Annotated in this window: 16 protein-coding genes and 1 riboswitch; of the genes, 10 read left to right on the top strand and 6 right to left on the bottom strand. The window is 38.2% G+C overall.

Going from position 1 to position 21,535, the window contains the following annotated elements; all coding sequences use genetic code 11:
* Positions 1 to 36: 36 nt before the first annotated feature.
* Positions 37 to 1,893, bottom strand: a complete 1,857-nt coding sequence (gene sppA, locus ED622_RS06630) for a signal peptide peptidase SppA (RefSeq protein ID WP_122033138.1) — start codon at positions 1,891 to 1,893, stop codon at positions 37 to 39.
* A gap of 215 nt (positions 1,894 to 2,108) precedes the next feature.
* Between sppA and ED622_RS06625 the strand changes: the two genes are divergently transcribed.
* The 4 genes from ED622_RS06625 to ED622_RS06610 all read left to right on the top strand — a co-directional run bounded on the left by ED622_RS06625 (position 2,109) and on the right by ED622_RS06610 (position 8,655).
* Positions 2,109 to 4,112, top strand: coding sequence for an NADPH-dependent 2,4-dienoyl-CoA reductase (locus tag ED622_RS06625; protein ID WP_122033137.1), 2,004 nt, complete (start codon positions 2,109 to 2,111; stop codon positions 4,110 to 4,112).
* 93 nt (positions 4,113 to 4,205) lie between these two features.
* Complete coding sequence (locus tag ED622_RS06620) at positions 4,206 to 6,155, top strand: DNA topoisomerase III (protein WP_122033136.1); 1,950 nt, start codon at positions 4,206 to 4,208, stop codon at positions 6,153 to 6,155.
* A 79-nt stretch (positions 6,156 to 6,234) separates the two neighbouring features.
* The gene (locus tag ED622_RS06615; RefSeq protein WP_122033135.1) at positions 6,235 to 7,059 is read left to right on the top strand and encodes a DUF5718 family protein; all 825 of its coding nucleotides are present in this window, start codon (positions 6,235 to 6,237) and stop codon (positions 7,057 to 7,059) included.
* A 123-nt stretch (positions 7,060 to 7,182) separates the two neighbouring features.
* Positions 7,183 to 8,655 carry a sensor domain-containing diguanylate cyclase gene (locus ED622_RS06610; protein ID WP_122033134.1) on the top strand — a complete coding sequence of 491 codons (1,473 nt, stop codon included), beginning with the start codon at positions 7,183 to 7,185 and terminating at the stop codon, positions 8,653 to 8,655.
* A 29-nt stretch (positions 8,656 to 8,684) separates the two neighbouring features.
* Here the strand turns inward: ED622_RS06610 and dusC are convergent, their stop codons facing one another.
* Positions 8,685 to 9,632: a tRNA dihydrouridine(16) synthase DusC gene (dusC, locus tag ED622_RS06605; RefSeq protein ID WP_122033133.1), complete on the bottom strand. Its 948-nt coding sequence runs from the start codon at positions 9,630 to 9,632 to the stop codon at positions 8,685 to 8,687.
* 51 nt (positions 9,633 to 9,683) lie between these two features.
* Positions 9,684 to 10,238: a type II secretion system protein gene (locus tag ED622_RS06600; RefSeq protein WP_122033132.1), complete on the bottom strand. Its 555-nt coding sequence runs from the start codon at positions 10,236 to 10,238 to the stop codon at positions 9,684 to 9,686.
* 101 nt (positions 10,239 to 10,339) lie between these two features.
* Between ED622_RS06600 and ED622_RS06595 the strand changes: the two genes are divergently transcribed.
* Positions 10,340 to 10,954: an SEC-C metal-binding domain-containing protein gene (locus tag ED622_RS06595; RefSeq protein ID WP_122033131.1), complete on the top strand. Its 615-nt coding sequence runs from the start codon at positions 10,340 to 10,342 to the stop codon at positions 10,952 to 10,954.
* 82 nt (positions 10,955 to 11,036) lie between these two features.
* Here ED622_RS06595 and dsbB read toward each other — a convergent pair whose 3' ends face one another.
* Together dsbB and nhaB are read right to left on the bottom strand one after the other, a co-directional pair.
* Positions 11,037 to 11,552, bottom strand: a complete 516-nt coding sequence (dsbB, locus tag ED622_RS06590) for a disulfide bond formation protein DsbB (RefSeq protein WP_122033130.1) — start codon at positions 11,550 to 11,552, stop codon at positions 11,037 to 11,039.
* 76 nt (positions 11,553 to 11,628) lie between these two features.
* Complete coding sequence (gene nhaB, locus ED622_RS06585) at positions 11,629 to 13,224, bottom strand: Na(+)/H(+) antiporter NhaB (protein ID WP_122033129.1); 1,596 nt, start codon at positions 13,222 to 13,224, stop codon at positions 11,629 to 11,631.
* 446 nt (positions 13,225 to 13,670) lie between these two features.
* Here nhaB and fadR point away from each other — a divergent pair, with 446 nt between their 5' ends.
* Positions 13,671 to 14,513 (top strand): fatty acid metabolism transcriptional regulator FadR, encoded by an 843-nt coding sequence (gene fadR, locus ED622_RS06580; RefSeq protein WP_122033128.1) that lies wholly within the window; start codon positions 13,671 to 13,673, stop codon positions 14,511 to 14,513.
* Positions 14,514 to 14,774: 261 nt separating this feature from the next.
* Entirely contained in the window at positions 14,775 to 15,533 is a 759-nt protein-coding gene (locus tag ED622_RS06575; RefSeq protein WP_122033127.1) for a MipA/OmpV family protein, read from the top strand.
* Between the two features lie 214 nt (positions 15,534 to 15,747).
* Here the strand turns inward: ED622_RS06575 and ED622_RS06570 are convergent, their stop codons facing one another.
* The gene (locus ED622_RS06570; RefSeq protein WP_162922474.1) at positions 15,748 to 16,152 is read right to left on the bottom strand and encodes an H-NS family nucleoid-associated regulatory protein; all 405 of its coding nucleotides are present in this window, start codon (positions 16,150 to 16,152) and stop codon (positions 15,748 to 15,750) included.
* A gap of 242 nt (positions 16,153 to 16,394) precedes the next feature.
* Positions 16,395 to 16,579, top strand: a riboswitch (Lysine riboswitch).
* A 79-nt stretch (positions 16,580 to 16,658) separates the two neighbouring features.
* Between ED622_RS06570 and ED622_RS06565 the strand changes: the two genes are divergently transcribed.
* From ED622_RS06565 to ED622_RS06555, 3 genes are all read left to right on the top strand, one after another.
* Entirely contained in the window at positions 16,659 to 18,245 is a 1,587-nt protein-coding gene (locus ED622_RS06565) for a Na+/H+ antiporter NhaC family protein (RefSeq protein WP_122033125.1), read from the top strand.
* A gap of 107 nt (positions 18,246 to 18,352) precedes the next feature.
* Complete coding sequence (locus ED622_RS06560) at positions 18,353 to 19,129, top strand: nucleotidyltransferase domain-containing protein (RefSeq protein WP_122033124.1); 777 nt, start codon at positions 18,353 to 18,355, stop codon at positions 19,127 to 19,129.
* Positions 19,130 to 19,131: 2 nt separating this feature from the next.
* Positions 19,132 to 21,501 (top strand): DNA polymerase II, encoded by a 2,370-nt coding sequence (locus ED622_RS06555; RefSeq protein WP_122033123.1) that lies wholly within the window; start codon positions 19,132 to 19,134, stop codon positions 21,499 to 21,501.
* The last annotated feature ends 34 nt before the right edge of the window (positions 21,502 to 21,535 follow it).

Below are 21,535 nucleotides of genomic sequence, written 5' to 3'. Positions count from 1 at the left end.
AAAGAAAGCCCGACATGTGTCGGGCTCGTCATGCTTTTAAAGATTGCTACAGTTTAAACAGAAGAGATATTGCCCTTTTGGATCATTAAAGTTATTCAACATGTTGATGTCTGTTGCAACTTTGCTGATGGTTGGTTGCAATGCTTCTGGTGCTAATGAAAAAAGCTCTGTTTTGATATTAGCGTTAAAGCTCATACTTAACTCTTCAAGGAATTGCTCCATTGGAGATAGTGGCTCTTTAACCCAGTAGAGGTTATATGATTCCATATTAGCTAATTGAGCTGCGGCTTGTACGGCATCATCAAAATCACCTAATTGGTCAACTAAACCATGTTTTAGCGCATCTTTACCTGTCCAAACACGGCCTTGTGCTACGTTATCAACCGCTTCTAGAGATAGATCACGATGGTCACTCACCAGTTTAATAAAGCGGTGATAGCCATGTTCGATACCTAACTGCATCACTTGAGCTACATCATCATTTAACGGGCGAGTTAAACCAACACCATTAAATGGAGAGGTTGAGATCCCATCATTGTGGATCCCCATCTTATTTAAGCCTTTTTCAAAGGTAGTTAGAATACCAAAGATACCAATTGAGCCAGTAATGGTGGTTGGTTGTGCAATGATCTTGTCTGCACTTGCTGAGATCCAATACCCACCAGAGGCGGCGACACTCGACATTGAAATAACGACCGGTTTACCTGCTTCTTTAAGGGCATCCACTTCATTGCGGATCACTTCAGAAGCAAAAGCACTACCACCAGGGCTATCAACACGAAGAACGACCGCTTTTACATTGTCATCTCCACGAGCTTGACGAAGTAGAGAAGCGGTAGAGTCACCACCAACGGTACCTTGTCGTTGAGTTCCATCCATGATTGCTCCACTTGCAACAACAACAGCAATATCTTGAGCATCAGGAATGATAGCTGGGCGAACTTGTGGGCGATAATCGTAATAACTGATTTGTTTAAAGCTGTCGTAGCCATTAGAACCAAATTGTTCAATCATGTCTTTACGAACTTCTTGGCGTGTTGCTAGCTTATCCACCAAACCAAGCTCTACTGTCATTTGTGATAAGTCACCATTAAGCGTTTTTAACTTCGCAATGAATTGATCCATTGGCATCGTTAATGTTTTTGCATCAATTTGACGGTTAGTAGCAACATCATCTAAATAGGCATCCCACAATTGAGTCAGCCATACTGATGTCGATTCTTTTGCCGCATCAGACATGTCATTTCTAAGATACGGTTCTACCGCTGATTTGTACGTTCCAACACGGAAAACATGCGTAGAGACATTCAGGTTTTCAAGTAGGTCTTTGTAGTACAGCGTATAAGCGCCGTAGCCACGTAATAGAACCGTACCATCAGGTGCCATGAAAACTTTATCAGCGTAACTTGCTAAATAGTATTGGCTTTGATTGTAGTAATCACCAATGGCATAAACCGGTTTACCTGCAGCTTTGAAGGTATTGATGGCTTTAGCGATATAACGGAGTTTAGTTAAGCTGGTTTCATTCATTTCTTTTAAATGAAGTACTAAGCCCGAAACATTGTCATCATGAGCCGCAAAGCGAATAGTATCGACAATATCAAATAAGACATTTTCTTGAGATTTTTGACTGCCTAATAAATCAGAAGTAACACGCTCTAATGGTTCGCGAAATTTACTCTCTTCAACAATGGGACCAGACAAATCAAGGATTAATGCTTTCTTCTCAACTTGTTGAGTTTCAACGTTAGACTCATCACTGGCTAGGAAAGTGAAGGCAATCACTCCCACAAAAGCAAGAAAAAATAGGTTTAATACCAGTTGACGGGTAAAGGAAAGTAACTTCCATATGGCTTTAAAACATTTTCCTATGAAGTGGAATAACCCTTTCATATTGTTCCTTATTATTAGTTTGAACTCTGTCACTATCCTACGCTAACTGAATCAGAAAGTAACTAGACTAAATCGTTCTAAATGAGAATTACTGTTATTAGTAAATTGAAATAAAAACATTGATGGATGTTGCATATTTGTAAATACTTAATTGTAGCAGAAGCCTATAGCTACTATTCTGGTCAGACCACAATAATTATAAGCGATGGATTGTTATGACGTACCCACACCTTTTTCAGCCGTTAGATTTGGGGTTTACCCAATTAAAGAATCGAGTATTAATGGGCTCTATGCATACTGGATTAGAAGAGAGTAATGATGGATTTAAAAAACTCTCAGCCTTTTATGCTGCGCGGGCAAAAGGTGGGGTTGGTCTTATTGTTACTGGTGGTTTTGCACCAAATTTTCGTGGGCGCCTAACCCCATTTAGTGCGCAGTTTAGCTCTTCTCGTGCTGCGGATAAGCATAAAGCCTTAACCAGCGCGGTACATGATAATGGCGGGAAAATTGCACTTCAGCTTCTTCATGCTGGTCGATATGCGATGCATCCTTTAGCGGTCAGCGCCTCTGATATTAGAGCACCAATAGGGATGTTTACGCCAAGTCAAATGAGTGAGCGTCAAATCCAGAAGACGATTAATGACTTTGCTAATAGTGCTTATTATGCAAAAAAAGCCAATTACGATGGTATTGAAGTGATGGGTTCTGAAGGCTATCTCATTAATCAATTTATTTGTGCTAGAACTAACATGAGATATGACGATTGGGGTGGTAACTATCAAAATCGTATGCGTTTTCCGTTAGAAATAATTAAAGCGATACGTGAAGAAGTAGGTACTGATTTCATTATTATCTTCCGTTTATCTATGCTTGATTTAGTTGAGCAAGGCAGCACGTTTGATGAGGTGGTGGAGCTTGCTCAAGCATTAGAAAAAGCGGGAGTCACGATACTAAATACAGGCATTGGTTGGCATGAAGCAAGAGTACCAACCATAGCGACTCAAGTACCGCGAGCGGCCTTTAGCTGGGTAACTGAAAAGCTAAAAGGTAAAGTATCTATCCCATTAGTTACTTGTAACCGTATTAATACACCCGAAGTCGCTGAAGATATATTGGCATCAGGACAAGCCGATATGGTATCGATGGCACGACCATTTTTAGCGGATGCAGAATTTGTAAATAAAGCAGAACAAGACAAATCAGAATTAATTAATACTTGTATTGGCTGTAATCAAGCCTGCTTGGATCATGTATTTAAAGCTAAGCGAGCTACGTGTTTAGTTAATCCTCAGGCGTGTTATGAAACCGAGTTAGTAATTACACCTGCTGAGAAAAAGAAAACCATTGCGATAATTGGCGCGGGAATGGCCGGTTTGTCTTGTGCTACATCAGCGGCTGAACGTGGTTATCAAGTAACGGTATTTGAGCGAAGTGATCGCATTGGTGGGCAGTTTAATTTAGCCATGCAGATCCCAGGAAAAGAAGAGTTTAAAGAAACAATTCGTTATTTCTCCAATAAATTAGATCATAAGAATATTATAGTTAAGTTGAATTATACCGTTGAGATGGATGAACTACGCCAGTTTGATGAGGTGGTGGTGGCGACAGGAGTTAAACCAAGAGCACCACAGCTAGAAGGCAGTGATCATCCAAAGGTGATTGATTATCAAACTTACATTAAGACTCAACCTAAACTTGGTCAAAAAGTGGCGGTGATTGGTGCTGGTGGTATTGGTGTTGATGTCGCGACCATGATAACTGAGCCTGAAGATCACACATTAGATGCGTGGCTAAAAGATTGGGATATCGATAAAAATATTGAGTTCGAAGGCGGTTTAAAGCCACAAGATACATATCAAACCACCCGCGAAGTATGGCTGATGCAGCGTAAAAAAGGCAGCATAGGAAAAGGCCCAGGCAAAACAACAGGTTGGATCCATAAACGTACCTTACAAAAACGCGGCGTACATATGCTAGCGGGTGTTGAATATTTAAAAGTGAATGATGAAGGTTTGTATATTCGTCAAAATGAAGAAGTTAAGCTACTGGATGTTGATCATGTCTTAATGTGTGCAGGCCAAGTATCCGTCAATGACTTAGTTGAAACACTAACCTCAGCGGACATTGAGCATCACGTTATTGGTGGTGCAGAGCATGCAGGTGAATTGGATGCGAAGCGAGCAATCCGTCAAGGGGTTGAACTAGCCGCAAAACTTTAAGCTAAAATTCCAACAAGTTAGGCAACAAAACTTGATAACTGTCTATTCATACAGGTATAGTGCTGATGTTATTCACAACATCAGCACTTTTTTATGTCACGATTATTTATTGCAGAAAAACCGAGTTTAGGTCGAGCGATTGCCGCCGGTCTAGCAAAGCCACAGAAGAATCAACAAGGCTACATAGAATGTGGCAATGGCGACATTGTAACTTGGTGTATTGGCCACCTATTAGAGCAAGTTGAGCCTGATGCTTATGATGATAAATACAAATCGTGGCGTATGGAGCATTTACCTATTGTTCCTGAGCAGTGGCAGCTTCGTCCAAGAAAATCGTCGAGCAAACAATTAACGGTGATCCGAAAGTTACTGAAAACCGCTTCTCAAGTGGTTCACGCGGGTGATCCTGATAGAGAAGGGCAGCTGTTAGTAGATGAAGTTTTGGATTATTTAAAACTGTCTAAAACGAAAAAAGCCGCGACTCAACGGTTATTAATTAGCGATTTAAATTTACCGGCAGTAAAACGTGCATTAACGTCAATGCGAAGTAACCAAGAGTTTATTCCTCTCTCTATTTCAGCTTTAGCGCGCTCTCGTGCCGATTGGTTGTATGGCATGAACATGACACGTGCTTATACCTTATTAGGTCAACGTGGTGGTTATCAAGGTGTATTATCTGTAGGCCGTGTACAAACGCCAGTGTTAGGCTTAGTGACCCGTCGTGATGAAGAGATTGCTAATTTTGTTCCTAAAGCGTATTTCACTTTAGAAGCATTAATTCCTTATCAAAATCCTCAATTGAATGATGGACAAGCGTTTGATATTCGAGCGAAGTGGAAGCCAAGTGAAGCGTGTCAGCAATGGCAAGACGAAGAAGGGCGCGTGCTCAGTCTGAAATTGGTAGAAAACGTGGCTCAGAGAATTGCGAATCAACCAGCAACCGTCACTAAAGCTGAAAATAAAGAAACAAAGCAAAATGCGCCTTTGCCTTATTCGTTATCGTCATTACAAATAGATGCTTCAAAACGTTATAACCTAAGTGCACAGCAAGTATTAGATGCGTGTCAGGCGTTGTATGAAAAGCACAAATTAATCACTTATCCACGTTCAGATAGCCGTCATTTACCCAAAGATCATTATAAGCAGCGTGAACAAGTATGCGCTGCAATTGGTAATAACGATAAGCAATTATTTAGCGCAGTAACCAATGCAGATTTAACGTTGAAATCACGAGCATGGAATGACAGTAAAGTAGATGCTCACCATGCGATTATTCCAACCCCAAAATCGAGTGGTTCGATAGGGCTTTCTGGGTTTGAAGAGAAGGTTTATCACTTAATTGCCCGTCAGTATTTAATGCAGTTTTATCCTGCTGCTGTTTACGCCGAAGCTGAGTTGGTGTTTGATATTGCAGGGGGTGTCTTTGCAGCCAAAGGCAAGCAGATGTTGTTTGCAGGCTGGCGAGTATTACTGGGTAAAGCTCAAGCGCAAAATGGCGATGATGATGTAGCGAATAAAGTTCCTCCGCTTAAAAAAGGTGAAGTACATACGTGTCGTGAAGGTGAAATAAAACACAAGATGACGGAGCCTCCTAAGTATTTTACTGAGGCCACGTTACTGCAAGCCATGACGGGTATTGCACGCTTTGTTGAAGATAAAGAGCTGAAAAAGATCCTAAGAGATACCGATGGATTAGGAACAGAGGCCACGCGAGCAGGGATATTAGATACTTTATTTAAACGCCAACTATTAACTCGAAATGGTAAAAACATTAATGCGAGTGAGGCCGGAAAAGGCTTGATTAACGCGTTACCGAATGAGGCGACCTACCCAGATATGACGGCTCATTGGGAGTTTCAGCTACAAGGAATGACAGAAAGAACCTGCTCATATCGCCCCTTTATGTCTGAATTAGAAACTAAAGTCCTAAACTTTATGCAAAGGGTTCAGCAAGGTCCGGTACCAGAATCATTAAAAACGTTGAAAAGCCCGACAAAACCGCAATTTAAACGTCGTAGAAAAGCAAAGAAATCACAAAACTAGATCCGTATCATCGAACAGAGTTAAAGAATAAATTAAGGTGCCTTCTTAACGTTACTTTTAGAATAATTAAGAAGGCAATATGACATTTAAACATGCAGTGGGTTTTGGTGTAGCAGGTAACTTTGCTGGCCATCTGGAGCAAGCAGGTGAAGCGACTGACTTTTTAAGTGTAAAAGTTGAAAATGCCATTCAACCCAAAGCACTGTTTCCATTTTATATCCCATCACAACAAGCGGGATTCTTATCTCAATATCCACTGTCGTCTGATTTAATTATCCCACCTAATGATGCTGATAACCTGCAAATTGAACCAGAAGTTGCGATTGTGTTTGATATCACTTATCAAGACAACAAAGTCGTGGCGTTAACTCCGGTGAAGTTTGCGGCATACAATGATTGTTCAATTAGAAAACCCAATGCGAAGAAGATCAGTGAAAAGAAAAACTGGGGTGAAAACACCAAGGGGCTCTCGCAAGATTTTATTGAGCTAACCTCGTTTACTAAAGGCTGTGAGTTAGATAAATATCGTATCGCTAGTTTTCATATTCGCAATGGTGAAATTAATCGATACGGTGAAGATAGCGCTGCGATTGATTACAGTTATTTCCATGAGCAACTGAATGATTGGATGATTGATCGAATGAACAATCAAAAGGATGAAGGCCCCGCTGAAGATCTTGCGCTTTATTTATCTGAGGCAGATTATCCAGAACAAGCAATCATTAGTATTGGAGCAACGCGATACACTGAATTTGGTGAAACTAACTTCTTACAATCAGGCGATGAAAGCATCGTGGTGGTTTATGACGGTGAGCAATATGGAACTCAAGATATTGAAGAGATGGTAAATAGCAAAACGTGGACTAAAAGTGGGGTATCTTTGCTTTCTCAAGTAGTTAGATAATCATTAGTTATGTTTCTAACGGTAATTTACTGTCAGATAAATGTTAAATGAAACATTTCTGCAAGATATTCAGTAAATAAATAGGTATTATAGTCTGTTCATTTTCTGTTAAAGAATTTATATATGCCAAAATCAAATTTAAAACATATCTTTGTTATTCCAACACTGTTTTTAGTGTTACTGCTTAGTATTGTTTTAGATAATCATATTGGTTCTGTTCAGCGACAAGTGAACCGTGAATATGATCGTATTATGGATTCTTTACAACGCTCTATTAAAGTGATGATTTCGCTTGATTACAATTTATCCCAGCTCTATAAACAAAGTTCAGGCGGTTTTTATAATCATAACTTTAAATTAGATGAACAGGCTGGCCTTTGTGTTATTCGTCCGAGTAATGATCAAAGTGCGGTAATGGATAATCAGAATGTATCGGTACCTAAAAGTCGTTTAGATTACAGTATTGCAGGAGCAAAAGAGCTGTGTGATCCAAGTTCAGATCTCTATGATATTGCTTCTAAGAAGGTTACGCTTGCTCCTGTTATCTCATTTATTCATGATTATGAATCCTATCTACATGGGATCTATTTTATTTCAAAATACAATTACATCATCTCATCGCCAAAACAAATTGCAGAAAATTTAACCAAGCAAACATTGGATACTATCTACTCTCGACCATATTGGACGAACAGTATGAAGAATACCAATCGAAAACATGTCACCTTTACCCCGCCGTATACTGATGCCTTTTTTGATGGTTTAGAGGTGTTAACTTTTTCTACGCCTATTTATTATAAAGACCTCTTTAAGGGCGTATTGGTAATCGACTTATCGGTTGAAAAACTATTACGTTCAAATAGTGATGTTTCAAAGCATATTCAATTATTAGAGAGTGATAAGTATGAGCGGTTTGAACAGTATCGCTTTATGCAACCAGTGACGCTTTCGGATACTAATTTTACCTACTTTCTATATTACAAAAGCTCAATAAAACAAGAACTGATTAGCTTTTTAACTCATGATATTAAATCGTTAACCTTGATTTTTGTAACCTATATTCTCGCTGTTTTATCGATGTTTTATTATCAAACACATCTATCTCAACGTTATTATCGTGACTTAGCAAAACAAGATCCAATGACAGGTTTATATAATCGTCGTGGTTTTGAAATGAGTCTACAAGATCGTGTGGTTAAGAAATTTGTTGGCTTTGCTCTTTACGATATTGATGATTTTAAACAAATTAATGATGTATTTGGTCATGATGTGGGCGATGAAGCAATTATATATGTCGCGAAGATATTGAATAAGAGTGTTCGTGATAGTGACATTGTCTCTCGGTTTGGTGGCGAAGAGTTTGTGGTTTGTATAAATGCAGAATCCAGATCTAACCTAGAGAGTGTGTGTGAACGAATAAGAAAGTCGATTCAAGACTCATCAGGTAAGGTTGTGAAAGGGGGCTTTACTGTCTCTGGTGGTGTTGCAGTGATTGATTCTCAACAAGAATTTTCATTTGAGCATGTCATCAAAAAAGCAGATGACCTCCTGTATAAAGCAAAACAAGAAGGTAAAAACCGAGTTTACTTTTCATAAACTCGGAAATTTTAATCTGTTCTATAGAGTTAGCTTACTTTTTCTAGCTCTTGATGAAGTCTTGCAACGATTGGGTCTGATTTTTTATGGCTGCGAATATCCATAAAAATGTCTTTTGCCTCAGTGTATTCTTGGCGAAGATAAACGAGCCATTGTTTTACTCGGTTTGAATAATACTGACCTTTGTCACCCGCCATTTGTAACTTTGAATAATGAATAAGTAGGGCTATTACTTCTGGCCATGGCATCTTGGTGTGATTGTGCTTTACAACATTACCTAAGTTAGGGATGTTGAATGCGCCACGGCATACCATTAATGAATCAATGCCTGTTGCAGCAATACAACGTTGCCCATCTTCATAGTTCCAAATTTCACCATTGGCAATGATTGGAATATCGACTTTTTGACGAACTTGGTTAATGTAATCCCACTTTATTTCTTCTGCGCGGTAACCATCGACTTTAGTTCTTGCGTGAATGGTTAGCTCGCTTGCACCTGCTTGTTTTATCGCATCTGCAATAGCAAAGCACTCTTCTGGATTTTCCCAACCTAAACGGATCTTGGCTGTGACTTTTTTATCACTTGGAACGGCATCACGACACGATTTCACGATCTGATAAATTAATTTAGGATCTTTTAATAGTGCAGCACCACCTCGACTTTTGTTTACCGCTTTTGCAGGACAACCAAAGTTGAGATCGACACCATCAGAGCCGAGTTCAATAGCACGTACGGCATTTTCTGCCATCCAATTAGGCTCTTGTCCTAATAGTTGTACACGGATAGGAGTACCAGATTGTGTTTTACTGCCATTGAGTAGTTCTGGACTGATACGGTGGAACACGTGTGGAGGTAACAACTGGTCTACGATGCGAACAAACTCAGTAACGCAGAAATCATAGTCATTAATCTCTGTTAATAGTTCACGCATTAAGTGATCGAGTACGCCCTCCATCGGGCCTAGTATTACTTGCATATCCCACCTCTTTTATTGGAGATGGGATTGTAGGGGGAAAGGGGAACTATGTCACTTACTTCCTTTAGTATAACTTTTAGTAATAGTCTCTCCCGTTGATGGGAAATAATTCAGTTGGTAACCTTGTTGAGTTTTGTTTGCTATGTCTGATGTATAGTAATACATGCATGCTTGTGGTTTACCTGAAATCGGAGAACCATACCAATATTCTATATCAGCGCTAGTAGTCACAAATCCGTCGCCTTTATATTCTTCAATAGTTAATTCTTGATTTAATAATGCATTCCAAAGTTCACCACAACCTTCACCTGTAATTTTACCATGATAAGTTGTACCTAATGGAAAACCTTCATTTGATGGGTAAATAGTTTCATCAGCGAAAGTAACACCAACAGCAGAACTTGCTGATGGTTCACCTTGCAGAATCCATACGCCGTGATACATATTGACAGCGGCAGTAAAGGCAGAAAATACACCATCAGCTCTAGACTTATGAGCATCATCTTGTAGATTTAAAAACTTGGGAGCAGCGGTAACCGCTAAAATCCCCAAAATTACAATAACAACAACTAACTCAATTAAGGTAAATCCTCGATTTTTTTTCATAACGTACTCGACAGCAAAAAATTAATAATAATGGCACTTAGGCTCTAATAATTATTTGCGCTATACTACGCCGAAAACTTAATTTCGGAAGTGAATAAATAATGAAGTATCAATTAATTGCACTAGGTGGTGTTGATTTGAACTGCTCTGGCCTTTTTCTTGAAGGGGCAGTACTTGCTGCAAATATGGCAACCAAGCCATTAGACCCTGAAGTGTGGTTAAGCGACTTGGTTGGTGCTGATAATGTACAAGCAATACTAAAACCAGTATCTCAGCAAATAGAGCATCAATACACTTTACTAAAGCGTCATGAATATGAAGTCACTGAGGTTGTAAATTTTGATAATCTTGATGATGTAGCAGAATTTGCTGAAGGCTTTATGACGCTATGGCCAACAGTTGAAGAGTTATGGGCTGATCTTAACGTAGCTGATGGTACGATGCGAATGCTGTCTGCATTACTGACGACTATGATGCTTGCCGTTGATGAAAAAGAAACTCATCGTCAAATGGCAGAAACAGGAATTGATACGCCACCAACGCTAGAGCAGATGTTACCTAAAATTGATTTCATGATACAAGAAGTAGCAATGGCTGCGGATGAATATCAAATTGGTTATAAAGGACAAAAGGTAAACCCATATAAAAATGTGGGCCGTAATGATGCTTGTCCGTGTGAAAGCGGTAAGAAATTTAAGAAGTGTTGTGGAAAATAAACACTAAGCTATCTTTTAGTGAAAAATAGAATAAAAAGCCATCAACTGATTGATGGCTTTTTTGTGTCAAATCGAAAGATTTTTAGGCTGATTTCTTATTAAAAAATTGAGCAATAACGAAAATAGCCAAAGCCACTAAATTACCGGCAAAGATAATAACCAACCATTGAGGCATAGTTAGTGTTAAGAATTGCCATACAATTTTGCTGCAATCTCCATACGCTTCAAACATCCACGGCGCCCATTTGTTCAGTGGTGCCCAAGAAGGGAAGGTAACAAATAAGTCGCAGGTCGCGAAAGGCGATGGATTTAATTGAAAATCAACGTGCTGCATAGCAAGTTTTAAACCCCAAGCGGCACTGATACCCCAAGCAATAAATCCACACCAACGAATGAATAGGTTATTAGGGTTAAGTAAACCAATGATAGCGGCACCACCAATTCCCATCATAGCTACGCGTTCATAAATACACATTACACAAGGAGGTAGTTTCATTACATGCTGAAAGGTAAGTGCTGCGGCTTCAAATGCAGCAATACAGAGAAGCAATAATAGCCAAGATAAGCGAATGCGGGAGAAGTGGTTAAGGGCTTGCATTAATTATTCCTTAATAAAAAAAAGAAAGGCTCCGTATATACAGAGCCTTTATATATCAAAAATAGGTTATACCTTATTAATGACCACTAGAAACCGCAGAAGTTGCACTTTCTATTGTACTATGAGTTAACCAACCTAAATCGTAGAACATTGCTGTCATCGGTTCAAGGAAGAACACAATACCAAACATACCAACAAGAGCTAAAACAATCGTATATGGTAATGCCATCCAAACCATACGTCCGTATGATAATTGAATTAATGGAGCAAGTGCTGAAGTCAGTAAGAATAAGAAAGCAGCTTGACCATTTGGTGTTGCAACTGATGGTAAGTTTGTACCGGTATTGATGGCTACTGCTAATAAGTCAAACTGGTCACGAGTTATCTGACCATTTAATAATGCTGTTTTCACTTCATTAATATAAACCGTACCAACAAATACATTATCAGACACCATAGATAGCAAACCATTTGCGACATAGAATAGAGCTAACTGTGAGCCTTTATCTTCGACAGCTAATACGGCATCAATAATAGGTTTAAATAATTGTTGATCGATAATTACAGCAACAACGGCAAAGAAGACGGCTAATAAGGCGGTAAACGGTAGAGCTTCTTCAAACGCTTTACCCATTGAGTGTTCTTCGATAACACCAGTAAACGCAGTGGCTAAGATAATAACCGATAGACCGATAAGTCCCACAGCAGCTAAATGAAGTGCAAGAGCGACAATTAACCAAACAGCGATAACCGCTTGAATAATTAACTTAGCATTATCAATATTAGTACGGTTTTTACGTTCTTCTGATTCATACTCTTCAAGAATATTACGAACATTAGCAGGCAGTTTTGCACCGTAACCACAGATGCCTAATTTCTCTACAACAACACAAGTTAGCATGCCGCAGACAAATACAGGAGCAGTGATTGGTAACATTCGAATAATAAACTCACCAAACATCCAACCAGCTTGATCAGCTATGATTAGGTTTTGAGGTTCGCCTACCATGGTCATTACACCACCAAGGGCAGTACCTACACCAGCATGCATAAGAAGGCTACGTAAGAAAGCACGGTAGTTTTCAAGATCATCACGAGTCAGTTCATCTGTTACGTTTGAATCGCAGGTGTGATCATGACTTGGGGTGCCACCTTGTCCTGAAGCAACGCGGTGATAAATCGCATAGAAGCCAACAGCAACGCTAATAACAACCGCAATAACGGTTAATGCATCAAGGAAAGCAGATAGGAAAGCCGCAGTAAAACAGAAAGCAGCAGAAAGTGCTGGTTTTGATTTAATGCCAATTAATATTTTGGTAAAGATAAATAGAAGCAGTTGCTTCATGAAATAAATACCGGCAACCATAAATACTAATAATAGTAATACTTCGATGTTAGCAACCAGTTCATGCTTCACTTGCTCTGCACTTGTCATACCTATCGCAATTGCTTCAATGGCAAGTAAACCACCGGGTTGCAAAGGATAGCATTTTAATGCCATAGCAAGAGTAAAAATAAACTCTATTACTAATAACCAACCAGCGGTAAACGGATCGACTAAAAAGAAAACAAAAGGGTTAATAACTAAAAAGGATAGTATTGCAAGTTTGTACCAGTCGGGGGCTTTACCAAGAAAGTTTTTGATAAATGCATTCCCTAGCGAAATAGACATGTGATTTTCTCTACATTGTTACATTAAATACTATAAAAATAAGGTTAAGTAGGGAGTTGATAATAATCGCCTAACATATTGTTATTAGTAAGGATAAACAACTATTTAGAAAAACAACAAAATCATGTTACTGCTTTGCCAAATAACTACCTATGTGTACCTAACCTTATACCAAACGGGGGAACTTTACTCTTTATTAGTGAATAGTCAATATTCGAAAAGAGGTAAATTGATCAAAATGTGCCTTTGGTCGATTTTATGATTAAAACTAAAGAAATGTATATAAAAAAAGCATTGTTAGGCTTGAATATTCAAGTTTAAGCAAGCTTAAAAGTGAGAGTTATGTGTCTAATTAGTCGCTTAATTTAATAAGTGGTTAAGAAATTATTGAACTGGTGGTATGATGAGTGCAGTTAATTTATATAAAGAACGGATTGTAAACTTGTATGGTTATTAAGGCTAAAAGTCCTGCTGGATTTGCTGAAAAATACATTATTGAAAGTATTTGGAATGGTAGATTCCCTCCTGGTTCAATTTTACCAGCAGAGCGTGAATTATCCGAACTAATCGGGGTTACAAGAACAACGCTTCGCGAAGTATTGCAGCGTCTTTCCCGTGACGGTTGGCTAACGATCCAACATGGTAAGCCAACGAAGGTTAATGATTATATGGAGACATCGGGTCTGCATATTTTAGATACGTTAATGACATTAGTTGATGCGAATAACGCGACATCAATTGTTGAAGATTTATTAGCGGCACGTACTAATATTAGTTGTATTTTCATGAGACAAGCGTTTAAAACGAATAAAGAGGGCTCTTTGCGTACTCTTGATCGTGTAATCGAATCTTGTGAGCAATTATTAGCTGCTGATAATTGGAATACGTTTATTGAAGAGTCTCCTTTTGGTGCTAAAATTAAAGCTGAAGTAAAAGAAGATAACGAGAAAGATCCAGTAAAACGTGAAGAAATATTGATAGCTAAAACATTTAACTATTACGATTATATGTTATTTCAAGGTGTAGCTTTTAAATCAGGAAATCAAATTTACGGACTGATTTTTAATGGCCTGAAAAAATTATATGCTCGTGTTGGTAGTTATTATTTTTCAAATCCAGAAGCTCGTGAACTTGCATTGCAATTCTATCGAGATTTAAAGCAGATTTGTGAAGAAGAAAGAAAAGATGCAGTAATGCCAAGAATGCGTCAATATGGTATTGAAGGTAATCTTATTTGGAATGAGATGAAATTGAATCTACCAAGTAATTTTAGAGAAGATGACAGTTAAGTGTCATTGTAAAAATATATAAAAAAGCAGGCCCTGAGCCTGCTTTTTTTATACCTAAAATATAGTTATCTAGATTAACCTGTTTGTAATCCTATTACGCGTTGCTGGAACGTTAGTCATTGTGGTTTTTTATGTTGTTTTTACTATGAGTACAGATTTTTCAAATCAAAAGCTAAAAAACTATGAAAAGGTATTAAGTACTGTATAATGCTGTTCGTAATCTAAGTATAAATACATAAAACAATTAGAAAGGTTGTTACCGTGAATAAACTAGTAAGTGGATTGATTGTTGGGGCTGCATTAACTGTTGCTACTAGCGCTAATGCAAAAATTTCTCAATGGTCGATTGGTGCTGCTGCTGCCTATTCACCTTCTTTTTATAAAGAAACACCTTCCAATACTACCGTTATTCCAGTAGTTGGTTACGAAGGTGAGCATCTCTTCTTACGTGGCTTTAGTGGTGGTTACCGTTTATATCCAGTAGGAACACCACAGAATATCATTTTTCGTTTTATTTATGATCCTCGAACATTTAAGCCTGAAGATTCCGATAATGCAGCAATGCAACAGTTGGATGAACGTAAAGCTTCAATCTTAGGTGGTGTGACTTACCAAGCCATTACGCATATTGGTTTATTTGAAATTGGCGGTGGTACAGATATTGGTAATACACATAATGGCTTATATGCTGAAGCGGTTTGGAAATTACCAATTCGCAGAAAAGGCTGGGCAATAACTCCGTCAATAGGTTACTCATATAATAGTGAGCGTTTAAATAACCATTTATATGGTGTGTCTGCTGAAGAATCACAAAGAACTAAGGGAGTAATTAGTGAGTTTGATGCTGATTGGGATGGGCAATTTTTTGTCGGTTTATCTACTTACTTCCATTTAACACCGAATATTCGTGTGACTGGTGGTCTTAGATATGTAAATCTAGAAGGTAATTTAGAAAAGAGTTCAATGATAGAGCATACGACAAGTACAACAGGTAATGTCGGTATAGCATACGTGTTTTAAGGTAGATAAATTGAATGAAAAGTGATGAATTAATTTATCACTGTTTTTTGTTTAAGATTTGAGAATGAAGATAAAATTCCCTCAGAAACATTCAGATACAATAGAATATATACTAAGTATTGTGATAGTTAAGAAGATTTCTGTTTTTTTTTATATCTCAAACATAAAAAAAGCTGCTCAAGAGAGCAGCTTTTGAATATAAAAGTATTAACTTTTACACTAGGAATTCTTCTAAAGACTTACCAGCATCTAGTTGAGTTTGTAGTGCTGATGGAGTACGACCTTGGCCTGTCCATGTTTTTTCTGCACCTGCATGATCTAAAAATTTATATTTAGCAGGGCGTGGAGCACGTTTTTGCTTTGTCTTAACAGTAGTAGAAGACATAGTATCTAATAGGTCTTCTGGTGCGATACCGCTCTCGATCATCATTTGACGGAACTCTTCAAGTTTTGCTTGTTTTTCAGCAAGTTGAGAGCGTTCTTCAGCTTCAGATTCTTGGCGTTCTGCAACTACTGATTGCAGTTTTTCAAGTGCTTCTTCTAATTGCTCAAGTGTCATTTCACGAGAAAGTACGCGTAGGCTACGTAGGTTTAGTAATGTTTTAATAGTATCAGACATGATTGATTCCATATTTATTTTGATAATACATTTATTATATAACAAGAAAATAATATAACAAATATTTTGATAATGAAATAAAAAGATATAATGATAATAATATTAAAAGTGACTGTTGTTTATTGAATCGCTAACAGGATAATTAATTTAAAGTATCTCATTCTAATGATGTTATGAGTTAATGTTAAAATACTCAGATATAGTATTGCAAAGTTGTGTTCGATCCGTACAATGGTCGCACCTAAACGGGTAGAGGCGCATTGCCTAAAAGTAGATTGTTAGAGGGTGATTCTGATGACAGCGATCGAAAGGAGTCAATGCCGAAGTTAAGTACGTTAATCAGATGTATTTAGCTGGGGTTATTTCGAAAAGGAATAACACTGCCATAGTCAATTTTATTTTTTAACTATGGAGCGCTACTGTGGGGAAATGTTTTAACATTCACTTCCTTTAACGGCATTGCCGTATCAACAGTAGATCTCCAACCAAACTGGTTGTTGTAGATCATGAACTTAGCTGATTTTTCAAATTCTCCGATATCGATATTGCCCCCATTGGTTGCATTGGGTTTAGCAATTGTTACTCGCCGAGTACTACTTTCTCTTGGTGTAGGTATCGTTCTAGGCGCAATTTTGCTGTCTAACTTCTCCATTTCTGGCACTGCATCTTATACTTTTAGCTCTGTTAAAGGTGTTTTTATCGATGATGGTTCTATTAATACTTGGAATATGAGTATTGTCGCTTTTCTTCTTTTATTAGGAATGACGACGGCACTTTTAACGCTTTCTGGTGGTACTCGAGCTTTTGCTGAGTGGGCACAAACAAGAATTAAAAGTAAACGTGGAGCAAAACTTCTTGCTGCCTTCCTTGGTGTTTTCATTTTTGTTGATGATTATTTTAATAGCTTAGCTGTTGGTTCAATATCCCGCCCTGTAACTGACCGTTTTTATGTATCAAGAGCAAAGCTAGCTTATATTCTAGATTCAACAGCTGCACCAATGTGTGTATTAATGCCAGCATCAAGCTGGGGCGCTTACATCATTACGATTATTGGTGGCATTTTAGTTTCACATGGTGTGACTGAATATTCTGCTTTAGGTGCTTACGTTCGCTTAATCCCTATGAACTTTTATGCAGTCTTCGCATTATTAATGGTATTTGCTGTTGTTTGGTTCCAATTAGATGTTGGCCCAATGCGCGATCATGAAAATGAAGCGGCGCGTGGTAATGGTTTTGATGATCAAGCGGTTAATGCTGAATCTAAAGACTTAAACGAAGAGCTAAACATTACAGAAAGTGAAACAGGAAAAGTATCTGATTTAATCTTCCCAATTATCGTACTTATCGTTGCGACTATTTTCTTTATGATTTACACCGGTGCTCAAGCATTAATTGGTGATGGTAAAGAATTTAATATTTTAGGTGCGTTTGAAAATACCGATGTAGGCGCTTCGCTTTGCTACGGTGGTTTAATTGGTCTAGCTGCTGCTCTTATTACTGTATTCCGTCAAGACATCTCAGCAAAAGATATTGGAATGACAATGTGGATTGGTGCTAAATCAATGTTTGGTGCAATCTTAATTCTATTCTTTGCATGGACAATTGGCTCGGTTATCGGTGATATGAGCACTGGTTCTTACCTATCTAGTTTAGCTCAAGGTAGCATTGGTATTCATTGGATCCCTGTTATCTTATTCTTACTATCTGGTTTGATGGCATTTAGTACCGGTACATCATGGGGTACATTCGGCATCATGCTACCAATTGCAGGTGACATGGCAGGAGCAACGGACATTGCGCTAATCTTACCAATGTTAGGCGCAGTATTAGCTGGTTCAGTATTTGGTGACCATTGTTCTCCAATCTCTGATACGACAATCTTGTCTTCAACGGGTGCTCGTTGTAGTCATATTGACCATGTATCAACACAACTACCTTATGCATTATCAGTTGCCGGAGTTTCAGCAATTGGTTATATCGCTCTTGGTTTTACTGGTTCAGTATTGATGGCATTCATTGCTTCAACAGCCGCGTTTATTTTAGTGTGTGCAGGCTTAATGGTTCTGTCTAAAAAGAGAGCAATTACAGCTTAAGGCATAAACTATCTTAAACAAACCGACCTCAATGGTCGGTTTTTTTATTGCTTTTTAACCATGAAATCGCGATCATAACTCCTTATCTATCTTGATTGGAGTGCTTTGTGTCTCGCTATACTTTACCTATTATTGATAAACAATCACCCTTTCAAAAAGAATTCGAAATCGTTATCCGTGATCTTATAGGACATATTCGTTCTGCTGCACCTAAATCCGTTCATAGTGTTTATTTATACGGCAGCGTAGCAAGACGAGAAGCGACAGCAGGGCGTTCAAATTTAGACGTCACCTTATTAACAACCGTTCCTTTGACAAATAAAGAGCAGACGTTAATAAACACGATTAAAGTTCGCTTCCAATCCAAATACCCTCAAATAACTGGTGTTACCTTTACTATTGGCGAAACCGCAGAAGTACTGCAGTTAGAATCCATATTTAGTTGGGGGTTTTGGCTTCGTCATTGCTGTGTTTGTATTTTTGGTGATGATCTATCGACTCGATTTGGTGATTTTGAACCAAGTTGGGAAATAGCCAAAAACATGAATATGGATATTGAAGAGTGGTTAGAGGTATATATAAAGAAAATCTCTGCCAGTCAAACTATCGATTCTCAAGTAGAACACCAAAAAACCATCGCGAAAAAGCTACTACGCAGCTGCTACTCTCTAGTCATGCACAAAGATAAAGGGTGGTATGATCACCCAATATTATGCGCACGAAAATTCTTAGAGTATTACCCTGAGAAACAAACAGAGATCGAAAGAGTCGTCATGTTATTAAAAGGACGAAAAATACCTAAGCGCTCAGCAGTTGCATTATTACAAGAATTTGGTGGTTGGGTTGTCGGTGAATTTAATAAGATTGAAAGAAGAATAGGTTAAGAGTGAATTCACATCAGACTGGATTTTTACTTACCCGACAAAATAAAGAAATAAATTCACAAACCTTAGTTGATTTATGGGTTAAGTGTGATGGTCATATTGCACATTTACTTATTGATAATGAGCTTGCGGTTGCCTTTATTTTACAAGAAAGATTGTCAGAGTATGAGAGTTTATTAAAGAATCTCAATATTTCATACACACTTAAATCCACACAATTAACGACCTATCATCATCAACCTGTCCTTGGTATTTATTTTTCGTCGACTCAACAAAAGCGACAGGTTGCTCAATATTTTGAGCAAGCTCAGTTACCTATTTTTGAAAGTGATATTCGTTTGGCGGATCGTTATCTAATGGAGCGATTTATTTGTGGTGGGCTCTCTTTTATTGGGACGCCGATACAGCGAAAAGACCATGTTGAATATCGAAATGTAAAAATAAAAGCCACACCAGTGACTCCTGTATTTAGTAAAGTCTCTTTAGATATCGAATGTTCTGAAAAAGGGATTTTGTATTCAGTCGCCCTGCACAGTGATCTAGACACTCGTATTATCATGATTGGTAAGCCGGAAGAAAGTGAGCTAGCGATTGAGTGGGTAGAGAACGAAAAGGCGTTATTACTTGCGCTGGAGCGTTGGTTTCAAACCTTTGATCCTGATATTGTCATTGGTTGGAACGTGATTAATTTTGATTTTCGCTTATTAATTCAACGAGCAAAATGGCATAACTTAGCATTTCGAGTTGGGCGTGGAAATAGCACTTTATATTGGCGAGAGTCAGATAAAAATCGTCAACAAGGCTTTCTCTCTTTCCCTGGAAGAGTCGTGCTAGATGGGATTGATGCCCTTAAAACGGCGACTTATCATTTTTCTAGTTGGTCTTTAGAGTCAGTATCACAAGAGTTGTTTAATGAAGGTAAATCAATCCATGATCCGAGCGATCGTATGGGTGAAATCAACCGAATGTATCGCGAAGACAAGCAATCACTTGCTAAATATAATCTTCAAGATTGCGTATTAGTTACTCGTATATTTGAACATACCCACATTATCGATTTTGTTATTGAACGAACGAAGCTCACAGGGGTTGAATTAGATCGTGTCGGTGGTTCGGTTGCAGCATTCACTAACTTATATTTACCTCGATTACATCGTTCTGGCTATATTGCCCCTAATCTTGAGAGTGAAAATTGGATAGCAAGCCCTGGCGGTTATGTCATGAACTCAAAGCCCGGCTTATATGATTCAGTATTAGTGTTAGATTTTAAATCACTTTACCCATCGATTATTAGAACTTTTAGGATTGATCCCCTTGGATTGCTTGAAGGGTTAAAATTAGAAGTAGGAAAAGGTGAAGAATTTGCTATCGATGGATTCAGAGGTGGGCGGTTCCATCGAACTCATCATTTCCTTCCTGGATTGATTGAATCTTTATGGTCTGCCAGAGATGTCGCTAAAAAGAATAATGAAAAAGCATTTTCTCAAGCAATAAAAATCATCATGAATTCATTTTATGGCGTATTAGGCTCATCTGGCTGTCGTTTTTTTGATCACAGATTAGCGTCGTCAATAACCATGCGTGGACATGAAATAATGAAAACCACCCGTGAGTTGATTGAATCAAAGGGCTATGAAGTCATTTACGGTGATACAGATTCTACCTTTGTGACGCTAGGGCAGGAGATGTCTTCAGAAAAGGCCGATGAGATAGGCAAAGAGTTAATTACTTATATTAACCAATGGTGGACACAACATTTACAGGATGTTTACGCCATAGATTCTGCATTAGAACTTGAATATGAAACCCATTATCGTACTTTTTTGATGCCGACTATTCGTGGCTCTGAAACGGGTTCTAAAAAACGTTATGCAGGCCTGATTAGAAAAAATGGCAAAGAAGAAATTATTTTTAAAGGATTAGAAACAGTTCGTACAGATTGGACTCCGTTATCTCAAACCTTTCAAAAGGTATTATTTGATAAAGTGTTTCATCAGCAAGAAGTAAAAGAATACGTACGTAATTATGTGGATGATACACGCTCAGGCAAATTAGATGACCAACTTATTTATCGTAAGCGATTAAGAAGAAAGTTGGATGATTATCAAAAGAATGTCCCTCCGCATGTGAAAGCCGCGAGATTGGCCGACTATTATCACCAAAAAATGGGCAAATCAGCACAATATAAATATGGGGGCTGGATTGAGTATGTTATCACTACTTCAGGCCCTGAGCCGTTAGAGTATTTAAAAAGCCCAATCGATTACGATCATTATGTCGAAAAACAATTAAAACCGATTGCTGATGGTATTCTTCCTTTTATAGGATTGGATTTCATGCAATTATCAGCATCGCAATTAGGTCTATTTTAACGATTGCTTTTATTGTATATTGATAAATAGTTGA

This window comes from Aliivibrio sp. EL58, assembly GCF_900312675.1.
In the GTDB taxonomy this organism is placed as follows: Bacteria; Pseudomonadota; Gammaproteobacteria; order Enterobacterales; family Vibrionaceae; genus Aliivibrio.
This window is presented reverse-complemented; position numbering and strand designations above follow the sequence as displayed.

Coding starts and splice junctions, on each gene's coding strand:
- sppA (WP_122033138.1), bottom strand. CDS start 1,893: ATGAAAGGGTTATTCCACTTCATAGGAAAATGTTTTAAAGCCATATGG.
- ED622_RS06625 (WP_122033137.1), top strand. CDS start 2,109: ATGACGTACCCACACCTTTTTCAGCCGTTAGATTTGGGGTTTACCCAA.
- ED622_RS06620 (WP_122033136.1), top strand. CDS start 4,206: ATGTCACGATTATTTATTGCAGAAAAACCGAGTTTAGGTCGAGCGATT.
- ED622_RS06615 (WP_122033135.1), top strand. CDS start 6,235: ATGACATTTAAACATGCAGTGGGTTTTGGTGTAGCAGGTAACTTTGCT.
- ED622_RS06610 (WP_122033134.1), top strand. CDS start 7,183: ATGCCAAAATCAAATTTAAAACATATCTTTGTTATTCCAACACTGTTT.
- dusC (WP_122033133.1), bottom strand. CDS start 9,632: ATGCAAGTAATACTAGGCCCGATGGAGGGCGTACTCGATCACTTAATG.
- ED622_RS06600 (WP_122033132.1), bottom strand. CDS start 10,238: ATGAAAAAAAATCGAGGATTTACCTTAATTGAGTTAGTTGTTGTTATT.
- ED622_RS06595 (WP_122033131.1), top strand. CDS start 10,340: ATGAAGTATCAATTAATTGCACTAGGTGGTGTTGATTTGAACTGCTCT.
- dsbB (WP_122033130.1), bottom strand. CDS start 11,552: ATGCAAGCCCTTAACCACTTCTCCCGCATTCGCTTATCTTGGCTATTA.
- nhaB (WP_122033129.1), bottom strand. CDS start 13,224: ATGTCTATTTCGCTAGGGAATGCATTTATCAAAAACTTTCTTGGTAAA.
- fadR (WP_122033128.1), top strand. CDS start 13,671: ATGGTTATTAAGGCTAAAAGTCCTGCTGGATTTGCTGAAAAATACATT.
- ED622_RS06570 (WP_162922474.1), bottom strand. CDS start 16,152: ATGTCTGATACTATTAAAACATTACTAAACCTACGTAGCCTACGCGTA.
- ED622_RS06565 (WP_122033125.1), top strand. CDS start 16,659: ATGAACTTAGCTGATTTTTCAAATTCTCCGATATCGATATTGCCCCCA.